Genomic DNA, 21055 nt, shown 5'->3' on the forward strand with positions numbered 1-21055 from the left:
ATATATGTAGTTAACTACGTAGTTTTGTACGTAAATTAAATACAATGTTAGAAATCAGTACTGTAAACAATACACATTCAAAATCAATTATAGATTTGATTCTGAATATCCAGCAAAAGGAATTTAATGTTCCTATCACAATAGAGGATCAGCCGGATCTTCTGCAAATCGATGATTTTTATTTTGCTAAAGGAGGAAGTTTTTGGGGAGCTTTTATCAATGGTGAATTGGTAGGAACGATAGCCTTGGTGAAGTTTGATGAAAAATCTGGTGCGATCAGAAAGATGTTTGTAAAAAAAGAATTCAGAGGAAAAGAACATAATATCGCACAAAAACTGTTGGAAACCTTGATTTCTTATTGTAATGAAAATGGAATAGATGAACTATATTTGGGAACGGTATCCATACTGAAGGCAGCATTGCGTTTTTATGAACGAAATCACTTTACTATCATTAATAAAGAATCGCTTCCGGCAAAATTCCCGTTAATGAGTGCCGATAATGTATTTTGTTATTTAAACATCACCCTATGAACGTTATCAACGAAGCAGGAATTTTAGCAATATCAACAAGACTTCATCGTTTTAGTGAACAATTGAGAAAGGAAGGTGCCCTGATTTACAAAGCCTTCGGTATAGACTTTGAGCTTAAGTGGTTTCCGGTCATATTTACCATATATCAGAAAAAATTAGCAGGAGTTGTTGAAATTGCCAATGAAATAGGATATACCCATCCTTCTACGATTAGCCTGCTTAAAGAACTCGAAAAACTAGAATTTATAGAATGGAAAAAAGATAAACACGATGAGCGAAAAAGGCTCTTTGTGTTAACTCTCAAAGGAGAAGAACTGATTGGGAAAATGAAACCGGTATGGGAACTTATGTCACAAGTATTGGGTGAAATTGCAGATAATGAAAATAATTTGCTAAAAGCAATTAATGAAGCAGAGGAAAAAATTGCTGCGCAGTCGTTTTTGCAGAGGGCTCTACAATTGAAAAATACTAAGTAAATAGTACTGATAAATTGATAGTTAAATAATTTTCTTTTTGCTGTTTTATTCAAAGAAGCTTTAAAAAAATGATTATAACATAGTTAATGTTAGAAATTATTAAATAAAATTTAATAAAGTATTTGTATATGTGGTTTAAATACTTACTTTTGTACCGCTTCTGAAAAAGAAAGGGGAATTAGCTCATCTGGCTAGAGCGTTAGACTGGCAGTCTAAAGGTGACGGGTTCGATCCCCGTATTCTCCACAGATTTGATATTTCATAAACTTATAAAAACTATGAAGAAACTTTTTTTACTCTTATTAACGGCTTTTATATTTATCGGATGTAGCTCTGATGAAGATACTATTTACGATTTTATCGGAACATGGTCAGGGACTTATGAAGGTAGTGACAAAGGTGACTTTAATTTTGTTGTTGCCAGTGACGGGAAATTGACGGGCACTATGCATTCTACTATAAAAGATGAAAATTACGTAATCACAGGAAATGTAACTGATACAGGAGATCTTACAGGAGTAGTAGGTTCACCTTCAGATGGTGATTTTCATGGTATTTTAACAAGAGAAGATAAAAAAGGAAGTGGAGGCTGGACAAATTCAGTTCCTACGCCTGCAAGAGCTGGAACTTGGACCGGAGAAAAGAATAAAAAGTAAAAAAATATTATTTACAATATAAAAAAAGACTATCCAATTTGGGTAGTCTTTTTTGTTTTTGGATTTCTGCATTTTTTCATTACAAAATGGTTTCCAATCTCCATCTTATCATACAAATCCCATATTCAAAATCTCTTCATCTTTTTTTAAAACTAAAAAGTAGAGAATTAAATCATCACCTGAAAACTGCTTAATAAAAAATATTTTTTCTTTTTCTTCGGCTAATTTTTTCTCTTCAAAAGACTCTGTTAAATAATTTTCAAAATCAATTTTTAGACTAATTAAAATGGTTTCATCTGCAGGAAATATATTATTTAAATATAATTTTTCATTGAATAAATCTAAAGAAATAGAATTTTCATTTTCAAAATTATTCTTACTCCCAAATTGAAATTTACGGAGAAGAAGCTTTCCTTTTTCAGTTGAAATACCATTTTCGACAGTTCTTTTTCCTCTTTCAGACACAACGTCAAGATCTTTTATCTCGGTCATTAATTTTGCAAATTTCTGATAGAGTAGAGGATCTTCTGCCTGTTTTATATATTGATCTAAAACTTGTCTTATAATTTTTCCAACCTTAGAACAATGGCCAAATTCTGAGCTGTTCTGCCTTACTTTTTCATAAGAAGGACTTTTCTTAAAAGCTGTTTTATTGAATCCGCTTTTTTTTCGAACAACATTTTTGCCATTCAAAGTATAAAAAACGAGGTCGCCAACCGCGCCATTAATTTTAATTAAACTTTCATACGTTGCCATAATTCATTGATAAAACGAATGTTTAAAAATATCACAAAAGAGATTCATATAATTAGTGAAAAACATTTGTGTTTAAGTATCAAATATAATGATTAATAATTAAATAGCTAATTTTAATATATATTTATAATATAGTTCTAGTATAGTTTAAGCATAATTTAAATATAAAATGTATATTTGTATAGAATTAGTTACAGTGTTAAAAATCAGAAGGATATGAAAATGGGATTACTTAAAGACAACTTAAGAATAAAGCAGTTATCTGTTTTACTGATTACATCTTCACTTATTGTTTCTTGTGGAAGCTCAAAAAGTGTTGCAACTAAAAAAAATACAAATAGAACGGTTGTTAAATCTGAAAATCTCAGAAAATTAGATTCAAAATTTGACGGAAAAGTTCCAAAATCAATCAATAGCGTTCTAAAAAATGCTGAAAAATACATCGGAACTCCTTACAAATTTAGAGGAAATACGTCTTCAGGGTTCGATTGTTCAGGTTTTACTGTAAAAGTTTTTGAAGAAAATGATTTCAATCTTCCCAGAAGATCATCCGATCAGGCGGAGGCAGGTAAAAAGATTGATATCAGTGAAGTAAAACCAGGAGATCTTCTATTTTTCGCCACAGCCGGGGGAAGCAGGGTTTCACATGTAGGAATTGTTCATGACATCAATACTGACGGTGAGGTGAAATTTATCCATGCATCAACATCAAAAGGCGTAATTATTTCTTCATTAAACGAAAAATACTGGAATAAAGCTTATCTCCACGCTCAAAGAGTTTTGTGAAACAACAAGAATGATAAATAAAACTTTTGCATTCATTAAAACTGATAAGAAGTTGGTAAAACTTTTCTTTGATGATATCACAGCTATAAAAGGCTTAGGAAACTATGTCGAAATTTATACAACTTCTGATAAGAAATATATTTATTATAAATCACTTAAAGACTTAATTGCAAGTCTTCCTGACGAATTTATGAGGGTTCATAATTCCTATATCGTCAATCTTACAAACATTGATTATTTCGAAGATAATCAGATCACTTGCAAAGATTTAAAAATTACTGTAGCAAAAAGTTATCGGGAATGTTTAATGAATGCCTTTCTCAAACTGATGCTGTAATCCACCTACATAAGAAAAATACCTAACGAAATAATATTTACTGCAGACCAAATAATAATATTTTCTGGTATTCATATTCATTATAGATTTGTTTAAAATTAAAGCAAAATGAATAAAATTATCGCATTAGATTACATTAAAACCAATAATTTGATAGGAATAAAAGCAGGTGCAAATCGTTGCACTTTTTTAGAGATTTGGATGGTGGTGGTTAACGATAGGATTTTTGCCAGATCTTGGGGACTTGCTGAAAAAAGCTGGTACAATAGGTTCCTTCAAGATTCAAAAGGTCAAATACAGTGTGGAAATTTTGTTTTTAATATAAATGCCATAATTCCGATGGATAATGATGAACTTACAGAAGTTATTAATAATGAATATCTTACAAAATATAATTCCGGACATAATATTGACTATGCAAAAGGAATAATCCAAACAAAGCATATCGAAAAAACAATGGAGTTTATTATTGATGAATCATAGTATATCGTTTCCAAAGCTTATATATTAAGTTTATGTCATGATAAATTTCAAATTTTCCTCATAGAATTCAACTTGTATACTATAACAAACTTTCGTATTTTTATCGCCTCAAACAGCACAAAAATAGGTCGTGTTGTGTACTGAGAAAATTAATTTAAAACAGAAATATGTCGTTACAACAAACAATTGAAAACATTTGGGATAATAGAGATTTACTACAAAATGAAGAAAGCAAAAAGGCAATAAGAGAGGTTGTTTCTTTATTAGATTCTGGAGAACTTCGTGTTGCTGAACCTACAGAAAACGGATGGCAGGTAAATGAATGGGTGAAAAAAGCTGTAGTGATGTATTTCCCGATTCAAACAATGGAAACTATTGAAGTAGGTCCGTTTGAATTTCATGATAAAATTCCTTTGAAGAGAAATTATGCTGCGAAAGGAGTGAGAGTTGTACCTCATGCAATTGCTAGAGAAGGTTCTTTCATCGCTTCAGGAGTTATTTTAATGCCTTCTTATGTAAATATTGGTGCTTATGTTGATTCAGGTACAATGGTTGATACTTGGGCTACGGTAGGAAGCTGCGCACAGATCGGTAAAAACGTTCACTTGAGTGGTGGTGTAGGTATCGGTGGTGTTTTAGAGCCTCTTCAGGCTGCTCCGGTTATTATTGAAGATGACTGTTTCATCGGATCAAGATGTATCGTTGTAGAAGGCGTTCACGTAGAAAAAGAAGCGGTTTTAGGTGCGAATGTTGTTCTTACTGCATCTACAAAAATTATTGACGTTACAGGGTCAGAACCTATCGAGATCAAAGGAAGAGTTCCTGCTCGTTCAGTGGTGATTCCTGGAAGTTATACAAGACAATATCCGGCAGGAGAATATCAGGTTCCTTGTGCTTTGATCATTGGTCAGAGAAAAGAATCTACAGATAAGAAAACTTCTCTTAATGATGCATTGAGAGAAAATAATGTAGCTGTTTAAGATTAATTCTTTACACTAATACCACGCAATTTTGAAAGAAAAATTTCTTAAAATACTGTTAAACCCTAAATATATATTTGGGGTTTATCTTATTATATCGGTTGTTACCGCGATTTCCAAATATTTAAGGGGAGATTATGCGATCAATAATTATCTGATCTTTAAAAATGTATTTTTTAATACAATTCATCAGAAAAACTTATTTATTCATTACCCTGATCTTTATTTTGATTTAAATCATTATGGAATATTTTTCAGTGCATTAATTGCTCCTTTTGCAATGATGCCTGATTGGCTGGGGATTTCTCTCTGGAATTTGGCCAATACTTTTATTTTCGTTTATGCGATCTATAAATTACCATTTTCGGATTCTAAAAAGGCAATTTTTGCATTATTATGTTTGCAGGAATATATAACGGCAGCATTAAGTTTACAGTTCAATGTGGCTTTAACAGGGCTTTTGTTATTATCCGCAACATACATTTACGAAAGAAGAGAAGTAAAATCTGTAACAGCAATTTTAATCGGAATTTTCGTTAAAATCTACGGAATTGTTGGTCTTAGCCAATTTTTCTTTATTAAAAATAAGATTAAATTCATTCTTTCAGGAGTAGCAATCGCAGTAGTATTTTTTGCACTTCCGATGGCATATTCCAGTCCGCAATTTGTGATCCAGAGTTATGCAGACTGGTTCCATTCTATCATTGAGAAAAACAATGAGAATCAGGTATTGGGAAACATGCAGGATATTTCGTTGATGGGCTTTTTCAGAAGAATTCTAGGCGATGCTTCTATTTCTAATCTGGTATTTTTAGCAGTAGGATTGCCTTTATTTGCAGCACCTTACATAAGAATTAAGCAATATAAAAATTACGCTTTTCAACTCATGATTTTGGCTTCAACATTACTGTTTTTAGTATTGTTCAGTTCAAGTTCTGAGTCTCCTACCTATATTATCGCCGTAACGGGTGTAATGCTTTGGTTTTTCCTTCAAAAAGAAAGAACACCTTTTACAGTAGGACTATTGGTTTTTGTTATTATTTTCACTTGCTTTTCAAGTTCAGATTTATTCCCGAAATGGGTAAAAAATGATTATATCATTAAATATTCTTTAAAAGCTGTACCTTGCATTGTAGTTTGGTTGAGGGTTGTATATGAACTTTTAACTAAAGATTTTGAAAAAAATTACAGCCTGAATTAAGATAAATATGAAAAAAATTTCCATCGTAATTCCCGCCTACAACGAAGAAGGAAACGTTGCCATGATCCATCAGAAAATTAAAAAAGTTTTTGAAGGATTGAGCAATTATGATTTTGAAATTATATTTGTAAATGATGGCAGCAGAGACAACACACAGCAAAAATTAGAAGAACTTTCCCGACAGTTTGATGAAGTGAAATTTATCGAATTTTCAAGAAACTTCGGACACCAGCCTGCCGTTAAAGCAGGAATGGACAATGCGCACGGAAATGCTGTCATCTCAATGGATGGCGATCTTCAGCATCCACCGGAGCTTATTCCTGAAATGATCAAAAAATGGGAAGAAGGCAACGATATTGTTTTCACCATAAGAACATATCCAAAGGAAATTTCTTTTTTTAAGAGAAAAACTTCCGATTTTTTCTATAAAATACTATCCAGTCTTTCCGATGTTAATCTTACAAAAGGTGGCGGTTCAGATTTTAGATTAATGGATGCCAATGCTGTAGAGGTGATGAGAGGTCTGAATGAAGACGATCTGTTTTTAAGAGGATTAACCAGCTGGATGGGTTTCAAACAAACGGGAATCGAATTTACAGCGTGCGAAAGATTATCAGGAGAAAGCAGTTATAATCTTAAGAAAATGATCACTTTTGCTTTTACGGGAATCACTGCTTTTAGCGTAAAACCTTTATCAATTGCTGCTTATCTCGGATTTATATTCTCTGCCTTTTCTGTCGTTGGATACGGATTATATGTATTGTATGCTTTTATAGCTAAAACAGAAATCTCTGGTTGGGCATCGCTAATAATGACAATCGTTTTCTTTGGTGGATTACAGTTGATCATTATGGGAATTATCGGAATTTATTTAGGCAAGATCTTCAAAGAAGTGAAGCAAAGACCTAATTATATCATAAAAAACAAAAATTTTCAATAATGGTTTTATTAAGTTTTGACATTGAAGAATTTGATATGCCATTCGAATACAAAGGTGAAATATCTTTTGAAAAGCAGATCTTAATCTCACAAAACGGATTAGAAAGAATACTCGATATTCTTAAAAAATATAATGCAAAAGCTACCTTTTTTTCAACTGTTGTTTTCGCAGAAAACAGCAAACATCTCATCGAAAGATTATTAATGGAAGGCCATGAATTGGCTTCTCACACATGGTTTCACTCCCAATTTGAAGAGAAACACTTAAAAGAATCCAGAGTAAGACTGGAAGAATTATTTTCTACAAAAGTGACGGGATTAAGAATGCCGAGAATGATGCCTGTTGATGAAAAAGAAGTTGAAAAAGCAGGATATTCTTACAACTCATCTATCAACCCGACTTTTCTTCCGGGAAGATATAACAACTTAAAAGTTTCAAGAACCTATTTTAAAGAAGGAAATGTGACGCAGATTCCGGCTTCGGTTTCTCCCAATTTTAGAATACCTTTATTTTGGTTGAGTTTCCATAATTTCCCTTTATCATTTTATAAAAAACTAGCTTCGGATACTTTGAAAAAAGACAATTATCTGAATATTTATTTCCATCCATGGGAATTTGCAGAAATCAAAGATGAAGCGTTTAAACTGCCTGGTTTTACAGTAAAAAATTCAGGAAAAGATATGGTGAAAAGGTTTGATGAATTTGTTTCTTGGCTAAAAAGTAAAAATTATTCATTCGGAACATTTCAGGAATTTCAAAAACAAATAGAATCATGAAAATTGCTTTCGATGCCAAACGCTTCTTTCACAACACATCAGGATTAGGAAATTATTCAAGGGATCTGGTAAGAATTCTTGTTAAATATTTTCCTGAAAATGAATATCTTTTACTGAATAAAAATAAATCGGATCGAGGTTCTGATATTCTTGAAAATCCTCATGTTCAGTTTCTTGAAACATCAAAAGGAACAATGTCTCGCCAGCTCAAAATGGGGAAAGACGCACAGAAGCAAAATGCAGATATTTTCCATGGTTTGTCGGGGGAATTACCTTTAAAATGGAATAAAAAACCGATCAAAAAAGTGGTGACAATCCACGATTTGATCTTCGTTCGTTATCCTCAATATTATTCTTTTTTTGATCGAAAAATCCATTCGTGGAAGTTTAAAAAAGCTGCTCAAACTGCGGATAAAATCATTGCAATTTCGGAACAGACAAAAAGAGATATTATTGAATATTTAAAAGTTTCTGAAAGTAAAATTGAGGTGATTTACCAAGGCTGTCATCATGCTTTTAAAGAACATCAATCAGAAGAATTTATTCAGAAAACGAAAGAAAAATTCAACCTTCCAGAAAGATTTATTCTCAATGTCGGAACGATTGAAGAGCGTAAAAATTTGTTGAATGTTGTAAGAGCGATCGACAAAACAGAAATTCCTTTAGTCGTTGTCGGTAAAAAAACAAAATATTTTAGCAAAATAGAGCAATACATCAAGAAAAACAAAATGGAAAAACAAGTTCATTTCCTTGAAGGAGTCTCTATGGATGAGCTTGCTATTATCTACAAATTAGCAGATATTTTTGTCTATCCAAGTTTCTTTGAGGGCTTCGGAATTCCTGTCATAGAAGCACTTTTCTCAAAAACGGTAACAATTACCAGCAATACGAGTTGTCTTCCGGAAGCGGGCGGACCAGACTCAGTTTATATCGATCCTAAAAATCATTTAGATATTCAATCAAAAATAAAATTTTTGTGGGATAATGAATCCGAGAGAAAACGCCGTGCTGATAAGGGTTTTGAGTTTGTTCAAAAGTTTAATGATGAACCAATTGCCAACGAATTAATGAATCTTTACAAAAAAATTCTTTAGAAAAACCTTTGAAGTTTAAAAATAAGTTCTACATTTGTACCACAAAATTTCAACAATGAAACCCAATTTTTTAACACTACATCATTATTATCATCATCTCTGTTAGACGGAATTGATTGATATAAACATGTGTTAAAATCAAAAATATTTAAAACCGTCTGAGTAATAGACGGTTTTTTTGTTTCTAAATTTTTCAGGAAGTTTCTTTTCAATAATTACTTTTTATTTGCTCAGACTCAATGTAGAAAAAATGAGTAAATTAAAAATTGCAATCCAAAAAAGCGGTCGGCTTTACGAAGATTCATTACAGCTTCTGAAAGACTGTGGAATTTTCGTCAACAACGGAAAAGATCAGCTTAAAGTTTCGGTAGAAAACTTTCCTATGGAGATTATGTACCTGCGAAATTCAGATATTCCTCAGTATTTGGAAGATGGCGTGGTAGATATTGCCATCGTTGGGGAGAATCTTTTGGTAGAAAAACAAAAAAAGATTGACATTATTCAAGAGCTTGGATTCTCAAAATGTCGTGTCTCACTTGCTGTTCCTAAAGAGGTTGAAACGAACGATCTTAACTATTTTCAAAATAAAAAAATTGCGACTTCTTATCCGAATACCCTTAAAGAGTTTTTAAAAAAGAACAATATCTCTGCTGATATCCACATTATTTCCGGTTCTGTAGAAATTGCTCCAAACATCGGATTGGCAGATGGAATTTGTGATATTGTAAGTTCAGGAAGCACTTTATTTAAAAACGGATTGAGAGAGACAGTTACCTTATTGAAGTCTGAAGCTGTATTGGCCAAAACGCCGAATCTCGATCAGGAAAAGGAAAATATTCTTGAAAAATTCTTATTCAGAATTCAGTCTGTTTTAAAAGCAAAAAATTCAAAATATATTCTGATGAATGTTCCCAATACAAAGATTTCGGATATTTCTAAAATACTTCCAGTGCTGAAAAGTCCGACCGTTATTCCCTTAGCTGAAGAGGGTTGGAGCAGTATTCATTCTGTGATCAATGAAGATAGATTTTGGGACGTGATTGATGAATTAAAAGAAAATGGCGCTCAAGATATTTTGATTATTCCAATCGATAAAATGGTGATTTAATATGAAAATTTACAGATATCCGAACCAAGAAAATTGGCAGGAACTTACAAAACGACCTGCTTTTAAAAGAGAAAAAATTTCAAAAACTATCATAGAAATTTTTTCGGAAGTTGAAAAAAATGGAGACAAAGCATTGCTTGAATTCAATAAAAAATTTGATTCTGCAGAGGTTTTAAATATTACAGTTTCAACAGAAGAAATTCAAAATGCGGAAAGCTTAATTAGTGAAGAATTGAAAGAAGCTATTCAACAAGCTAAGGGAAATATCACAAAATTTCACGCTTCACAGCAGTCTGAAGTTGAAAAAATAGAAACAACAAAAGGAGTAGTTTGTTGGAGAGAAAATCGAGCGATTGAAAAAGTAGGAATCTATATTCCGGGAGGTACAGCGCCTTTGTTTTCTACTGTTTTGATGTTGGCAATTCCGGCTCAGTTGGCAGGTTGTAAAGAGATTGTGTTGTGCAGTCCGCCAGATAAAAATGGAAATATCAATCCTGCGATTCTGTATGCTGCCAAACTTTGTGGTGTTGCAAAAATATTTAAAACAGGCGGGGCGCAAGCGATTGCAGCGATGACGTTTGCAACAGAAAGTATTCCGAATGTTAATAAAATTTTTGGACCTGGAAATCAGTTTGTGGTTGCAGCTAAAGAATATGCTCAAAATTATGGAGTAGCGATCGATATGCCTGCAGGGCCAAGCGAAGTTTTAGTTATTGCCGATGAACAGGCTGTTCCCGCATTTTGTGCTGCAGATTTACTTTCACAGGCGGAACACGGAAGTGATAGTCAGGTTATTTATATATCAACGGATGTAAAAGTTTTCGACGATACCATTGAAGAAATAGGAAAGCAGATCAAAGAACTTCCAAGAAATGAATTTGCACAACAATCCTTGAATAACAGCCATTTTATTCTCTTAAATACCATCGAAGAAGCCATCGATTTCAGCAATTTGTATGCTCCGGAACACCTTATTTTAGCATTAACTGATTTTGAAAAATGTATTCCTCAAATTCAAAATGCAGGTTCTGTTTTTCTGGGAAATTATTCTTGCGAGAGCGCCGGAGATTATGCAAGCGGAACCAATCACACGCTTCCTACCAACGGTTTTGCAAAGAATTACAGCGGAGTTTCTTTAGACAGTTTTATAAAGAAAATTACTTTTCAACACCTGTCCAAAGAAGGACTTCAAAATTTAGGAAAAACAATAGAAATCATGGCAGAAGCAGAAGGATTATTCGCTCACAAAAATGCCGTTACCATCCGATTAAATCAATAAAAATGAAACAATTTACCCTAAATAATTTCGTTCGAAAGAACATTTTAGCATTACAGCCTTACATCAGTTTTAGAGATCATAACGAATTCAACGTTCCCATTTTATTGGATGCTAATGAAAGTCCGTTTGGAGAATGTAACCGTTACCCGGATTCGACTCAAAAAATACTTAAAAACAGACTCTCAGAACTTAAAAATATTTCGCCTAATCAAATTGCTGTAGGAAATGGAAGTGATGAATTGATCGATTTAATTATTAAAATTTTCTGTGAGCCTAAAAAAGACTCAATCTTAATGATGAATCCTTCGTTTGCGATGTACGGATTTTATGCAACAATTAATGAAAATGAAGTTCTAAAGCTTGATCTAGACGAAAATTTTCAAATCAAAAAAGAAAAATTTTTAAAAATTACGAAGGAAAATCAACCTAAAATATTCTTTTTATGCTCACCGAACAATCCTACGGGAAACAGTATTGAAGATATTGAGTTTTACATTCAAAATTTCGATGGAATTGTCGTTGTAGATGAAGCCTACATCGAATTTTCAAATCAAAAATCGAGTCTCGAACTTCTTGATAAATATCCTAATCTTATCATTCTTCAAACGTTCTCAAAAGCGTGGGGAATGGCGGGCGCAAGGGTGGGAATGGCTTATGCCAGTGAAGAAATCATTAAGTTGATTAATACCGTTAAAGCTCCTTATAATGTCAATTCTTTAAGTCAGGAATTTGTTTTAAAAAATATTGAGAATCAAGATCAGTTCAAGGAAAATTTAGACAATATTTTTACAGAAAGAGAATGGTTAAAAAATGAATTTGAAAATGTAAACTGTATCAAAAAAGTTTTTCCAACAGATACCAATTTCTTTTTGATTGAATTTAAAGATGTTGAAAAAGTGTATCAAAATCTTTTAGATAAAGAGATTTTAACAAGCAAAAGAGCTCCTCAAATTCCAAATTGTATCAGAATTAATATTGGAAATAGAGAAGAAAATATACAATTGATTACTGTTTTAAAAAATATTTAATGATGAAAAAAGTATTATTCATAGATCGCGACGGAACATTAATTATAGAGCCTCCAATAGATTTTCAGGTTGATTCTTTAGAAAAACTGGAATTCTATCCGGATGTTTTTCAAAACCTTTCAAAAATAGCCAAAGAATTGGATTATGAATTGGTCATGATCACCAATCAGGATGGTCTGGGAACGGAAAGTTTTCCTTTTGAAAATTTTATTAAACCTCAGGAAAAAATGTTAAAAGCTTTTGAAAATGAAGGAATAATTTTCAACGATATTTTAATTGATAAAAGTTTTGAGCATGAAAACTTACTGACAAGAAAACCAGGAATTGGACTGTTGGGAAAATACATTTATGGGGATTATGATTTACAAAATTCTTATGTGATCGGAGATAGGATTACGGATATTCAATTGGCTGAAAATTTAGGTTCAAAAGCTATTTTCATTAATAAAATTCAAAATGAAAATGCTGAGTTGACGACTGAAAAATGGTCTGAAATTTATCAATTTTTAAAGCAAAAACCTCGAAAAGCGAAAGTTTTAAGAAAAACAAACGAAACTCAAATTGAGATTGAAGTTAATCTCGATGGAAAGGGAAGTTCTGAGATCTCAACGGGTTTACATTTCTTTGATCACATGTTGGAACAGATTTCAAAACACGGAAATTTAGATTTAAAAATTAAAGTGAATGGTGATCTGCAGGTTGATGAACATCACACTATTGAAGATACGGGAATTGTCTTTGGAGAAGCCATTCTTCAAGCTTTAGGAAAGAAAAAAGGAATTGAAAGATATGGTTTTTTGCTTCCGATGGATGATTGTCTGGCACAAGTCGCAATAGATTTTGGAGGAAGACCTTGGTTGGTTTGGGAAGCTGATTTTAAAAGAGAAAAAATTGGAGATATGCCGACCGAAATGTTTTATCACTTCTTTAAATCTTTTACCGATTCATCTAAATCTAATGTAAATATTAAAGTTGAAGGAGATAACGAGCACCACAAAATAGAATCTATTTTCAAAGCCTTTGCCAAAGCTATAAAAATGGCAGTAAAACAGACTGACCAAAACTTTAATTTACCTTCTACAAAAGGAAGCCTTTAAACATGATTGCAATTATAAAATATAACGGTGGAAACGTCAATTCCGTTCAAAATGCACTGAACAGATTGAATGTGGAATCTTTGATTACAGATGATTTTGAGTTAATTCAAAAAGCTGATAAAGTGATTTTTCCGGGAGTTGGGGAAGCTTCTTCTACGATGAAATTATTAAAAGAGAAAGGTCTGAATAAACTGATCCCAACTTTGAAACAACCTGTTTTAGGAATTTGTTTGGGAATGCAGTTGATGTGTAAAAATAATGAAGAAGGAAACACTGAAGGATTAGGGATTTTTGATATTAATGTAAAGAAATTTCCTGCAAAAGACATTGTTCCACACATGGGATGGAATACAATTTCAGACATAAAATCTCCATTATTTTCAGGAATTGAAAAGGAAAATGATCTGTATTTTGTTCACAGTTATTATTGTGAATTATCAGAATATACGACTTCTGTTTGTGATTATATTTTACCTTTCAGTGCGTCTTTGCAGAAAGATAATTTCTTTGCAATACAATTTCACCCTGAAAAATCCGGTAAAATTGGAAATGAATTATTAAACAACTTTTTAAAATTGTAAGTATGAAAATTATTCCTGCTATTGACATTATTGACGGAAAATGTGTTCGTCTTTCAAAAGGCGATTACAGTACAAAAAAAATATACAATGAAAATCCTGTGGAAGTTGCCAAAGAGTTTGAAAGCTTTGGAATTAAATTTCTTCATTTGGTAGATTTAGATGGTGCAAAATCTAAGCATATTGTTAATCAAAAAGTCTTGGAAAGTATCGCCAAAGAAACGTCTTTATGTATTGATTTTGGAGGTGGTTTAAAAACTGTGGAAGATATTGAAATTGCTTTCAATTCTGGCGCTAAACAAATTACGATTGGAAGTATTGCTGTCCAAGATCCTGAATTTTGTTTTGAACTAATTCAAAAATATGGTGCCGATAAAATTATTCTGGGAGCCGATTGTGACAACCGAAAAATAAAAACTTCAGGCTGGCTGGAAAACAGTGATAAAGATGTAATTGATTTTATTCTTCAATATCAAGAAAAAGATATTCAGAATGTGATATGCACCGACATTTCAAAAGATGGAATGTTGGAAGGCCCTTCCACAGACCTTTACAAAGAAATTTTAGATAAAACTTCAGTTCAATTAATTGCAAGCGGTGGAATTTCATGTATTGAAGATGTTGAAAAAATGAAAGAAATTGGCTGTGCCGGAACGATTATCGGAAAAGCAATTTATGAAGGAAAAATAGATTTACAACAACTTCAAAAATTTATTAAAAATGCTTAAAAAAAGAATAATTCCATGTCTGGATATCAAGGATGGAACAACAGTAAAAGGAATCAATTTTGAAGGGTTAAGAAATGCCGGAGATCCAATAGAATTAGCTAAAAGATACGAAGAAAACGGAGCTGATGAATTGGTTTTCCTAGATATAACAGCAACGATTGAAAAGCGAAAAACTTTTGTTGAATTGGTGCAAAATATCTCTAAAGAATTGAGCATTCCTTTCACTGTCGGAGGTGGAATTTCTTCTATTCAAGATGTACAAAAACTGTTGGAAGCTGGTGCTGATAAGATAAGTATCAATTCATCGGCAGTGAAAAACCCTCAATTGATCTCTGATCTGGCTAAAGAATTTGGTAGTCAATGTATCGTTGTCGCTATTGATACAAAATTCATCAATAATTCCGATTGGGTTCATGTAAAAGGCGGTCGAGAAATAACCAATTTAAAAACAGTAGATTGGGCAAAAGAAGCTGAATCTTTAGGTGCAGGTGAAATTCTAATGACTTCAATGGATGGAGACGGAACCAAAAACGGTTTTGATATAAGAATTACAAAGTCAGTTTCAGAAAACATTAATATTCCTGTGATCGCTTCTGGAGGAGCCGGAAAAATAGAAGATTTTGAAAGAGTTTTCAAAGAAACAAAAGCTACCGGAGCTTTGGCAGCAAGTATTTTTCATTTCGGGGAAGTAAGCATTCAGGATTTAAAAAGAGAATTAAAAAATCAAAAAATTGAAGTAAGATGGTAATAGATTTCAGTAAAACAAACGGATTGGTTCCCGTAATTATTCAGGATAACAGAAGCTTACAGGTTTTGATGTTGGGATATATGAATGAGGAAGCTTTTGAGAAAACCAAAAAAGAAGGAATTGTAACTTTTTTTAGCCGTTCCAAGAATAGGCTTTGGACAAAAGGTGAGGAGTCCGGTAATTTTTTAAAGGTTGAAAATATTCAAATTGATTGTGATAATGATACTATTTTAATTAAAGCCATTCCTACAAATGTAGTTTGCCATACAGGAAGTTTCAGCTGTTTCGGAGAAAAAGAAACAAAAGGCTTTTTATATGAATTGGAAGATAAGATATCTCAAAGAATTGATGACAAAATAGAATCATCTTATACCTATTCACTATTCGAAAGAGGCATTAATAAAGTAGCTCAAAAAGTAGGAGAGGAAGCCGTAGAATTAGTGATTGAGGCTAAAGATAATAATGAAGATTTATTTAAAAATGAAGCGGCAGATTTATTGTATCACTTTTTGATTTTATTAAAAGCAAAAGGTTTTTCATTAGAAGAAATTGAAGAAGTTTTGCAAGCTCGCGATAAATAAAAAAACTCGCTAAAAAAGCGAGTTTATATTTATAATTAATACTTATCTTTCAATCAAAACTTTCCTAACAACAGTCTGCCCATCAGCTTTAAACACTCCAATATAAGCTCCATTCGCTAAACTAGAAGTATTAATCTGAGTCTTATTTCCTTCTTTAATCAAAGTATGTCCAATCAAATCTGTGATCTCAAAACTGAAATCTTTCACTTTGCTGGGCAATTCGATATGAAGAGCATCTTTTGCCGGATTTGGATAGATCTTTACAGATTCTAATTTATTTACCGGAACATCTTTAGTTCCTAAAATAGTTGTAGCTGCCACCGCAAAATGCTGAAGCGCACCAACCGTTGCTTTTCCAACGTTGTAAATATAAACAGGATCTGTATTGGCAAAAGTATCATTTACTGTATGCGGATAGTTACTTCTTTGGTACTCAAAATAACCAGTGATTACTTCTCCTTTTGTTTCAAAAGGGATATAATCTGTATCTTCTGCTTCGTCAATATCTGTTAAAAGAGTAGAATAAAGACCCGTTAATGTTACTAATTCCTGAGTAGCAGCAACTCCTGCAGCAGTGTTATTGGGGTTTCCGCCCATATCTTCGTCACAGTAAATGGTATTGTTATTATTTCCCATTTTTCCGCCTACCTGATCCAGGTTAAAAACTAATTTTATATCTAAAACACGAGTACTTCCCTGATAAGCAACAGTATTTGCATAATGCTGACTTCCTCTCAAACCTTGTTCTTCACCGGAAAAATGAATAAACTTTATAGAATATTCCGTAGGAACATCCTTCAAAATTCTTGCTGCTTCCAAAATGATTGATGTTCCGCTTCCATTGTCGTTGACTCCGGGACCAACAATACTGTCGAAATGTCCACAGATAATTACATATTTATTAGGATAAACTGTTCCGGTTTTAGTTATCACTAAGTTTTTTGAACTTGTTCCGCTAAAAGTAAACGGATCTTCTACAATTTGACTGGTAGAATATCCAAAAGAAGCATACTTATTTTTCAGCCAATTTAAAGCATTTGCATTGGCCACAGAACCTGTCGTTTTAACTCCCAAATTTGAAAAATCCTGCAAATTGGTGGTAATATTCGTCTGCGTAACCATATTGGCACGATCCTGATAAGCCTGAATAAAGCTTTGGGCCTGTAGATTATAAGTTGACAATGAAAAGAGCACAAGAGTAATAATTTTTTTCACTTTATTTATGTTTATTAAATTTCTGATAATTTTCAGCAAATGTAGATAATAAAAAAATCCCGAGCAAAAAACTCAGGACAATTAATTTTATTATTGTAATAAATTTACTTTTCAATAATTATTTTTCTTGTAACAGACTCATTATCTGATTTTACAGTACATAAATAGGTTCCGTTAACCAAACTTGAAACATTTACTTTTGTTTGATTTTGTACTGAAAATAATGTACGTCCGCTTAGATCTGTAATTTCAAGACTGAAATCTTTGATCTTTTTCGGCAATTCTACATTTAAAACATCTTTTGCGGGATTTGGATATACTTTTACAGACTCCAAAGAGCTTTGAGATGTAGCCTCATTTACTCCCAAAAACGTTGTTGAAGCAACCGCAAAATGCTGAAGGGCACCAACAGCAGCTTTTCCAACTTTAAAAACATAAGTAGGATCTACATTGGCAAAAGTGTCATTTACCGTATGTTCATTATGGCTTTGTGGAGTTTCGTAAAAACCTGTAATAATATCTCCGTTCTCTTCAAAAGGCATATAATCTGATGAATAGGCATTAGACATTACGGTCTGCAAAGGCGAATATAGGGTAGTACAAGCTGCCAATTGCTGTGTAAAAGACAATGATGCTGCATTATTTCCTGACTGTCCTGCCTGATCACTTTCACATTTTATCGAATTGCTCGGGTTGGATAGTTTACCACCAACCTGATCTATATTGAAAACCAATCTTATATCTAATTCGCGAACACCATTTTTGAAAACCACATTGTTTGCATAATGATCACTTCCATAAAGCCCTTGTTCCTCTCCTGAAAAATGGATGAACTTCACAGAATATTCTGTTGGAACATCTTTTAAAATTCTCGCTGCTTCCAAAATAATCGAAGTTCCACTTCCGTTATCACTTACCCCGGGTCCAGTGATCGTATCATAGTGACCACAGATGATCACATATTTATTAGGATAAACTGTTCCTATTTTTGTGACAACAAGGTTTTTAGAATTTAAACTTCCTACCATAAAAGGATCTTCTTCCATCTGGCTAACTGTGTAACCGTAAGACAGGTACTTATTCTTGATCCAGTTAAGTGCATTCGTATTGGCCACAGATCCTGTAGTCTTAACACCCAAATTTCCAAACTCCTGCAAGTTTGTCGTAATATTCGTTTGAGTAACCAAGTTTGCTCTGCTTTGATAAGCCTGAATAAAACTTTGAGCCTGCAAACCACAAGTTGCTAACGAAAGGAGTAGAAGAGTAGATAATTTTTTCACTTTTTAATAAAGTTTTAAATATTTAATAATTTAGCAAATGTAGATAATAAAAAAATCCCGAGCAAAAAACTCGGGATTTATATTGATAACAAAAAATTTTACATTATTTTACTTGATCTACAACAGCTTTGAAAGCCTCAGGATAGTTCATAGCTAAGTCAGCTAAAACTTTTCTGTTAAGCTCGATGTTGTTCTTTTTAAGAGCTCCCATAAATTGAGAGTAAGACATTCCGTGCTCTCTAGCTCCTGCGTTGATACGCATGATCCAAAGTGATCTGAAATTTCTCTTTTTCTCTTTTCTACCACGGTAAGCATATTGCATTGCTTTTTCCACGGCATTTTTAGCTACAGTCCAAACGTTCTTTCTTCTACCGAAAAAACCTTTAGCTTGCTTAATAATTTTCTTTCTGCGAGCTCTTGAAGCTACGGCATTTACTGATCTAGGCATAATTTAAATTGTTTTTTTGAAAAGGGCGGTAAACTATTTCATTACACTTATCTGCACCATTTCAGGGTTAAAATATTGAATTGTTATTCTTATAAACCGAATAAGGATTATAAAAACTACTGAATTGCTAATTGACGTTTAACGCTCTTTTCGTCCACTTTTGCAACATAAGAAGTTTGCGTAAGATTTCTCTTTTGCTTAGTTTCTTTCTTTGTCAAGATGTGGCTTTTGAAAGCATTTTTTCTTTTAATCTTACCAGTTCCGGTAAGTTTAAAACGCTTTTTAGCACCTGATTTCGTTTTTAATTTTGGCATTTTTTTGCTTTTTATTGTTTTGTTATCAATATCTCTATTACTTATTCCTAAGGACATATAGGAATAATAGTTTGCAAAATTACAAAAAATAAGTGAGATGTGAAATGTTTTTTTAAGGCTGTGAGGGAGAAGTTAGCTTCAAACTAAAAATGGAAAAAAAAATCATTTGATTTAAAGTGTAATAAGCAGGGTTTTCATTCAACCTATAATGAAAATTCTTATTGTATCGTTAGATTGTATAATAATATCTAGGTATGTTCGTTATATAATATGCTTAAAATAATAATTTTCTTCTCTCTAGTATTTTCATCTAAACTATTTGCACAGCCTGTACAATACAATAAACCAATAGATTTTTGGGAAAATCAAAAAAAGGGTACTAATTTTTTTAATGAAGTAGAAAAGCAAGAGCGTTTTAGATCAGCCAAAGAGTTAAATATATCTTTTGCGAGGCTGGCTCCTAATAAATGGCGAATAGGAAATCCTAAAAATAAATTGGGTAATTTTTTAATTGGAGATCAGGATAATCCAGCTAAATCTCCAAATGAAGCAGATATTAAGTATTTAAAATCGATCTTAGATATTGCTTATAAAGAAGGTGTGCCTGTAATTCTAACTATGCTTAGCCTGCCACATTCAAGATGGTCACAACACGGTAAAGGAGAAAAAGAAGAAAGACAAATTTGGGAAGATTTTAAAGCGCAAGATGATGCGATTATTTTTTGGAAAGAATTAGCCAGAGAATTAAAAGATCATAAAGGAATAGTGGCTTTAAATATAAGAAATGAGCCTTCTCCGGAAAGAGCCAAAGGAATTCCGTTCAAGGATTGGTATACTGAAAATTACGAGCAATGGAATGAAAAAATCAAAGGAACTCCGCAAGATTTAAATCTTTTTTACAAAAAAGTGGTTTCTGCAATAAGAGAAGTAGATAAAGATATTCCTATCGTTTTAGACTCAGGTTTCTTTGCTACACCTTGGGCTTTTAAGATTTTAGACGCTATTAAAGATGAAAATGGCAATAATGATCCCAATATCCTTTATTCATTTCATTCATATGAACCGTATAATTATGCCAGTCGTCCTAATTGTAATAAAATCGATGGTACAAAAACCGGAGAAACATCTAAAGCCGGTACTGCTGAAAAATGTAAATATAATTATCCCGGAATGATCCCTACAGGAGAGTTAGCAGATGCTAAAAGTATCGAGTGGAATAAAGAAACAATGATAAAGTTTTTAAAGCCTGTTAATGATTTTCAAAAAAGGAATAATATCCCTTCCAATCGTATTCTAGTTGGTGAATTTGGAGTTTATAGAACTAATCCTGATGCTGGAAAATACCTAAATGATATGATAGAAATCTTTGATCAAAATAAATGGCATTGGGCTTTTTATAGCTTCAGAGAAGATAATTGGGATCGTATGGATTACGAGTTAGGCACCAAAAAAGTACATTGGACTTACTGGGATACAATTAAGGAAGGTAAATTTCCCATCAAACTTTATGAAGAAAATAAAAACAATCCTCTTTGGAAAGTAATTAGTAATAGCTTAAAAAAACAAAATTAGTCTAAGATTTTCTGTAGAGTAGGTTATTTTAATAATTAAACTAAAAAAACCTCAAATTGCT

25 protein-coding genes and 1 tRNA gene are annotated in these 21055 nt (G+C 32.5%); 21 read left to right on the forward strand and 5 right to left on the reverse strand.

Annotated features, from left to right (window positions below; genetic code table 11):
• Positions 1 to 44: 44 nt before the first annotated feature.
• The 4 genes from EG348_RS18380 (at position 45) to EG348_RS18395 (ending at position 1665) form a co-directional block, all read left to right on the forward strand.
• A complete protein-coding gene (locus tag EG348_RS18380; protein WP_123984416.1) occupies positions 45 to 533 on the forward strand; it encodes a GNAT family N-acetyltransferase in 489 nt (162 codons plus the stop codon).
• Positions 530 to 1009: a MarR family winged helix-turn-helix transcriptional regulator gene (locus EG348_RS18385; RefSeq protein ID WP_123984417.1), complete on the forward strand. Its 480-nt coding sequence runs from the start codon at positions 530 to 532 to the stop codon at positions 1007 to 1009. The genes EG348_RS18380 and EG348_RS18385 overlap by 4 nt, the downstream gene beginning before the upstream one ends.
• 172 nt (positions 1010 to 1181) lie before the next feature.
• Positions 1182 to 1255 (forward strand) — tRNA-Ala (locus tag EG348_RS18390).
• 32 nt (positions 1256 to 1287) lie between these two features.
• Positions 1288 to 1665, forward strand: a complete 378-nt coding sequence (locus EG348_RS18395; protein WP_123984418.1) for a hypothetical protein — start codon at positions 1288 to 1290, stop codon at positions 1663 to 1665.
• A 108-nt stretch (positions 1666 to 1773) separates the two neighbouring features.
• On the opposite strand, the gene EG348_RS18400 is transcribed toward EG348_RS18395, so the two are convergent.
• The gene (locus EG348_RS18400) at positions 1774 to 2421 is read right to left on the reverse strand and encodes a hypothetical protein (RefSeq protein WP_123984419.1); all 648 of its coding nucleotides are present in this window, start codon (positions 2419 to 2421) and stop codon (positions 1774 to 1776) included.
• A gap of 216 nt (positions 2422 to 2637) precedes the next feature.
• Here EG348_RS18400 and EG348_RS18405 point away from each other — a divergent pair, with 216 nt between their 5' ends.
• From EG348_RS18405 to hisIE, 16 genes are all read left to right on the forward strand, one after another.
• The gene (locus EG348_RS18405; protein WP_123984420.1) at positions 2638 to 3207 is read left to right on the forward strand and encodes a C40 family peptidase; all 570 of its coding nucleotides are present in this window, start codon (positions 2638 to 2640) and stop codon (positions 3205 to 3207) included.
• 10 nt (positions 3208 to 3217) lie between these two features.
• Positions 3218 to 3544, forward strand: coding sequence for a LytR/AlgR family response regulator transcription factor (locus EG348_RS18410; protein WP_123984421.1), 327 nt, complete (start codon positions 3218 to 3220; stop codon positions 3542 to 3544).
• A 108-nt stretch (positions 3545 to 3652) separates the two neighbouring features.
• Positions 3653 to 4027, forward strand: coding sequence for a DUF2255 family protein (locus EG348_RS18415; protein ID WP_123984422.1), 375 nt, complete (start codon positions 3653 to 3655; stop codon positions 4025 to 4027).
• Between the two features lie 167 nt (positions 4028 to 4194).
• Complete coding sequence (locus tag EG348_RS18420) at positions 4195 to 5007, forward strand: 2,3,4,5-tetrahydropyridine-2,6-dicarboxylate N-succinyltransferase (RefSeq protein ID WP_123984423.1); 813 nt, start codon at positions 4195 to 4197, stop codon at positions 5005 to 5007.
• A 31-nt stretch (positions 5008 to 5038) separates the two neighbouring features.
• Complete coding sequence (locus EG348_RS18425; RefSeq protein ID WP_123984424.1) at positions 5039 to 6208, forward strand: glycosyltransferase family 87 protein; 1170 nt, start codon at positions 5039 to 5041, stop codon at positions 6206 to 6208.
• A gap of 7 nt (positions 6209 to 6215) precedes the next feature.
• Positions 6216 to 7148 (forward strand): glycosyltransferase family 2 protein, encoded by a 933-nt coding sequence (locus tag EG348_RS18430; RefSeq protein WP_123984425.1) that lies wholly within the window; start codon positions 6216 to 6218, stop codon positions 7146 to 7148.
• A complete protein-coding gene (locus tag EG348_RS18435) occupies positions 7148 to 7924 on the forward strand; it encodes a polysaccharide deacetylase family protein (RefSeq protein ID WP_123984426.1) in 777 nt (258 codons plus the stop codon). Before EG348_RS18430 ends, EG348_RS18435 begins: the two co-directional genes overlap by 1 nt.
• On the forward strand, positions 7921 to 9018 hold the full coding sequence (locus EG348_RS18440) for a glycosyltransferase family 4 protein (RefSeq protein WP_123984427.1): 1098 nt from the start codon (positions 7921 to 7923) through the stop codon (positions 9016 to 9018). Before EG348_RS18435 ends, EG348_RS18440 begins: the two co-directional genes overlap by 4 nt.
• A gap of 250 nt (positions 9019 to 9268) precedes the next feature.
• A complete protein-coding gene (hisG, locus tag EG348_RS18445) occupies positions 9269 to 10126 on the forward strand; it encodes an ATP phosphoribosyltransferase (RefSeq protein WP_123984428.1) in 858 nt (285 codons plus the stop codon).
• Position 10127: 1 nt separating this feature from the next.
• Entirely contained in the window at positions 10128 to 11405 is a 1278-nt protein-coding gene (gene hisD, locus EG348_RS18450; RefSeq protein ID WP_123984429.1) for a histidinol dehydrogenase, read from the forward strand.
• Between the two features lie 2 nt (positions 11406 to 11407).
• Entirely contained in the window at positions 11408 to 12433 is a 1026-nt protein-coding gene (gene hisC / locus EG348_RS18455; RefSeq protein ID WP_123984430.1) for a histidinol-phosphate transaminase, read from the forward strand.
• Positions 12433 to 13530: a bifunctional histidinol-phosphatase/imidazoleglycerol-phosphate dehydratase HisB gene (gene hisB / locus EG348_RS18460; RefSeq protein WP_228414778.1), complete on the forward strand. Its 1098-nt coding sequence runs from the start codon at positions 12433 to 12435 to the stop codon at positions 13528 to 13530. Before hisC ends, hisB begins: the two co-directional genes overlap by 1 nt.
• A gap of 2 nt (positions 13531 to 13532) precedes the next feature.
• On the forward strand, positions 13533 to 14111 hold the full coding sequence (gene hisH, locus EG348_RS18465; protein WP_123984431.1) for an imidazole glycerol phosphate synthase subunit HisH: 579 nt from the start codon (positions 13533 to 13535) through the stop codon (positions 14109 to 14111).
• 2 nt (positions 14112 to 14113) lie between these two features.
• Complete coding sequence (gene hisA, locus EG348_RS18470) at positions 14114 to 14836, forward strand: 1-(5-phosphoribosyl)-5-[(5-phosphoribosylamino)methylideneamino]imidazole-4-carboxamide isomerase (RefSeq protein ID WP_123984432.1); 723 nt, start codon at positions 14114 to 14116, stop codon at positions 14834 to 14836.
• Positions 14829 to 15584: an imidazole glycerol phosphate synthase subunit HisF gene (gene hisF, locus EG348_RS18475; RefSeq protein WP_123984433.1), complete on the forward strand. Its 756-nt coding sequence runs from the start codon at positions 14829 to 14831 to the stop codon at positions 15582 to 15584. Before hisA ends, hisF begins: the two co-directional genes overlap by 8 nt.
• Positions 15578 to 16165: a bifunctional phosphoribosyl-AMP cyclohydrolase/phosphoribosyl-ATP diphosphatase HisIE gene (hisIE, locus tag EG348_RS18480; RefSeq protein ID WP_123984434.1), complete on the forward strand. Its 588-nt coding sequence runs from the start codon at positions 15578 to 15580 to the stop codon at positions 16163 to 16165. Before hisF ends, hisIE begins: the two co-directional genes overlap by 7 nt.
• A 42-nt stretch (positions 16166 to 16207) precedes the next feature.
• Here hisIE and EG348_RS18485 read toward each other — a convergent pair whose 3' ends face one another.
• The 4 genes from EG348_RS18485 to rpmI all read right to left on the reverse strand — a co-directional run bounded on the left by EG348_RS18485 (position 16208) and on the right by rpmI (position 19422).
• Complete coding sequence (locus EG348_RS18485; protein ID WP_123984435.1) at positions 16208 to 17380, reverse strand: M28 family peptidase; 1173 nt, start codon at positions 17378 to 17380, stop codon at positions 16208 to 16210.
• A gap of 104 nt (positions 17381 to 17484) precedes the next feature.
• A complete protein-coding gene (locus tag EG348_RS18490) occupies positions 17485 to 18660 on the reverse strand; it encodes a M28 family peptidase (RefSeq protein ID WP_123984436.1) in 1176 nt (391 codons plus the stop codon).
• Positions 18661 to 18763: 103 nt separating this feature from the next.
• On the reverse strand, positions 18764 to 19108 hold the full coding sequence (rplT, locus tag EG348_RS18495) for a 50S ribosomal protein L20 (protein ID WP_054508924.1): 345 nt from the start codon (positions 19106 to 19108) through the stop codon (positions 18764 to 18766).
• A gap of 116 nt (positions 19109 to 19224) precedes the next feature.
• Positions 19225 to 19422: a 50S ribosomal protein L35 gene (rpmI, locus tag EG348_RS18500; protein WP_072406970.1), complete on the reverse strand. Its 198-nt coding sequence runs from the start codon at positions 19420 to 19422 to the stop codon at positions 19225 to 19227.
• A 270-nt stretch (positions 19423 to 19692) separates the two neighbouring features.
• Here rpmI and EG348_RS18505 point away from each other — a divergent pair, with 270 nt between their 5' ends.
• Positions 19693 to 20994: a glycoside hydrolase family 5 protein gene (locus EG348_RS18505; protein ID WP_123984437.1), complete on the forward strand. Its 1302-nt coding sequence runs from the start codon at positions 19693 to 19695 to the stop codon at positions 20992 to 20994.
• Positions 20995 to 21055: the final 61 nt, after the last annotated feature.

The organism is Chryseobacterium sp. G0201, from assembly GCF_003815655.1.
Lineage (GTDB): Bacteria > Bacteroidota > Bacteroidia > Flavobacteriales > Weeksellaceae > Chryseobacterium.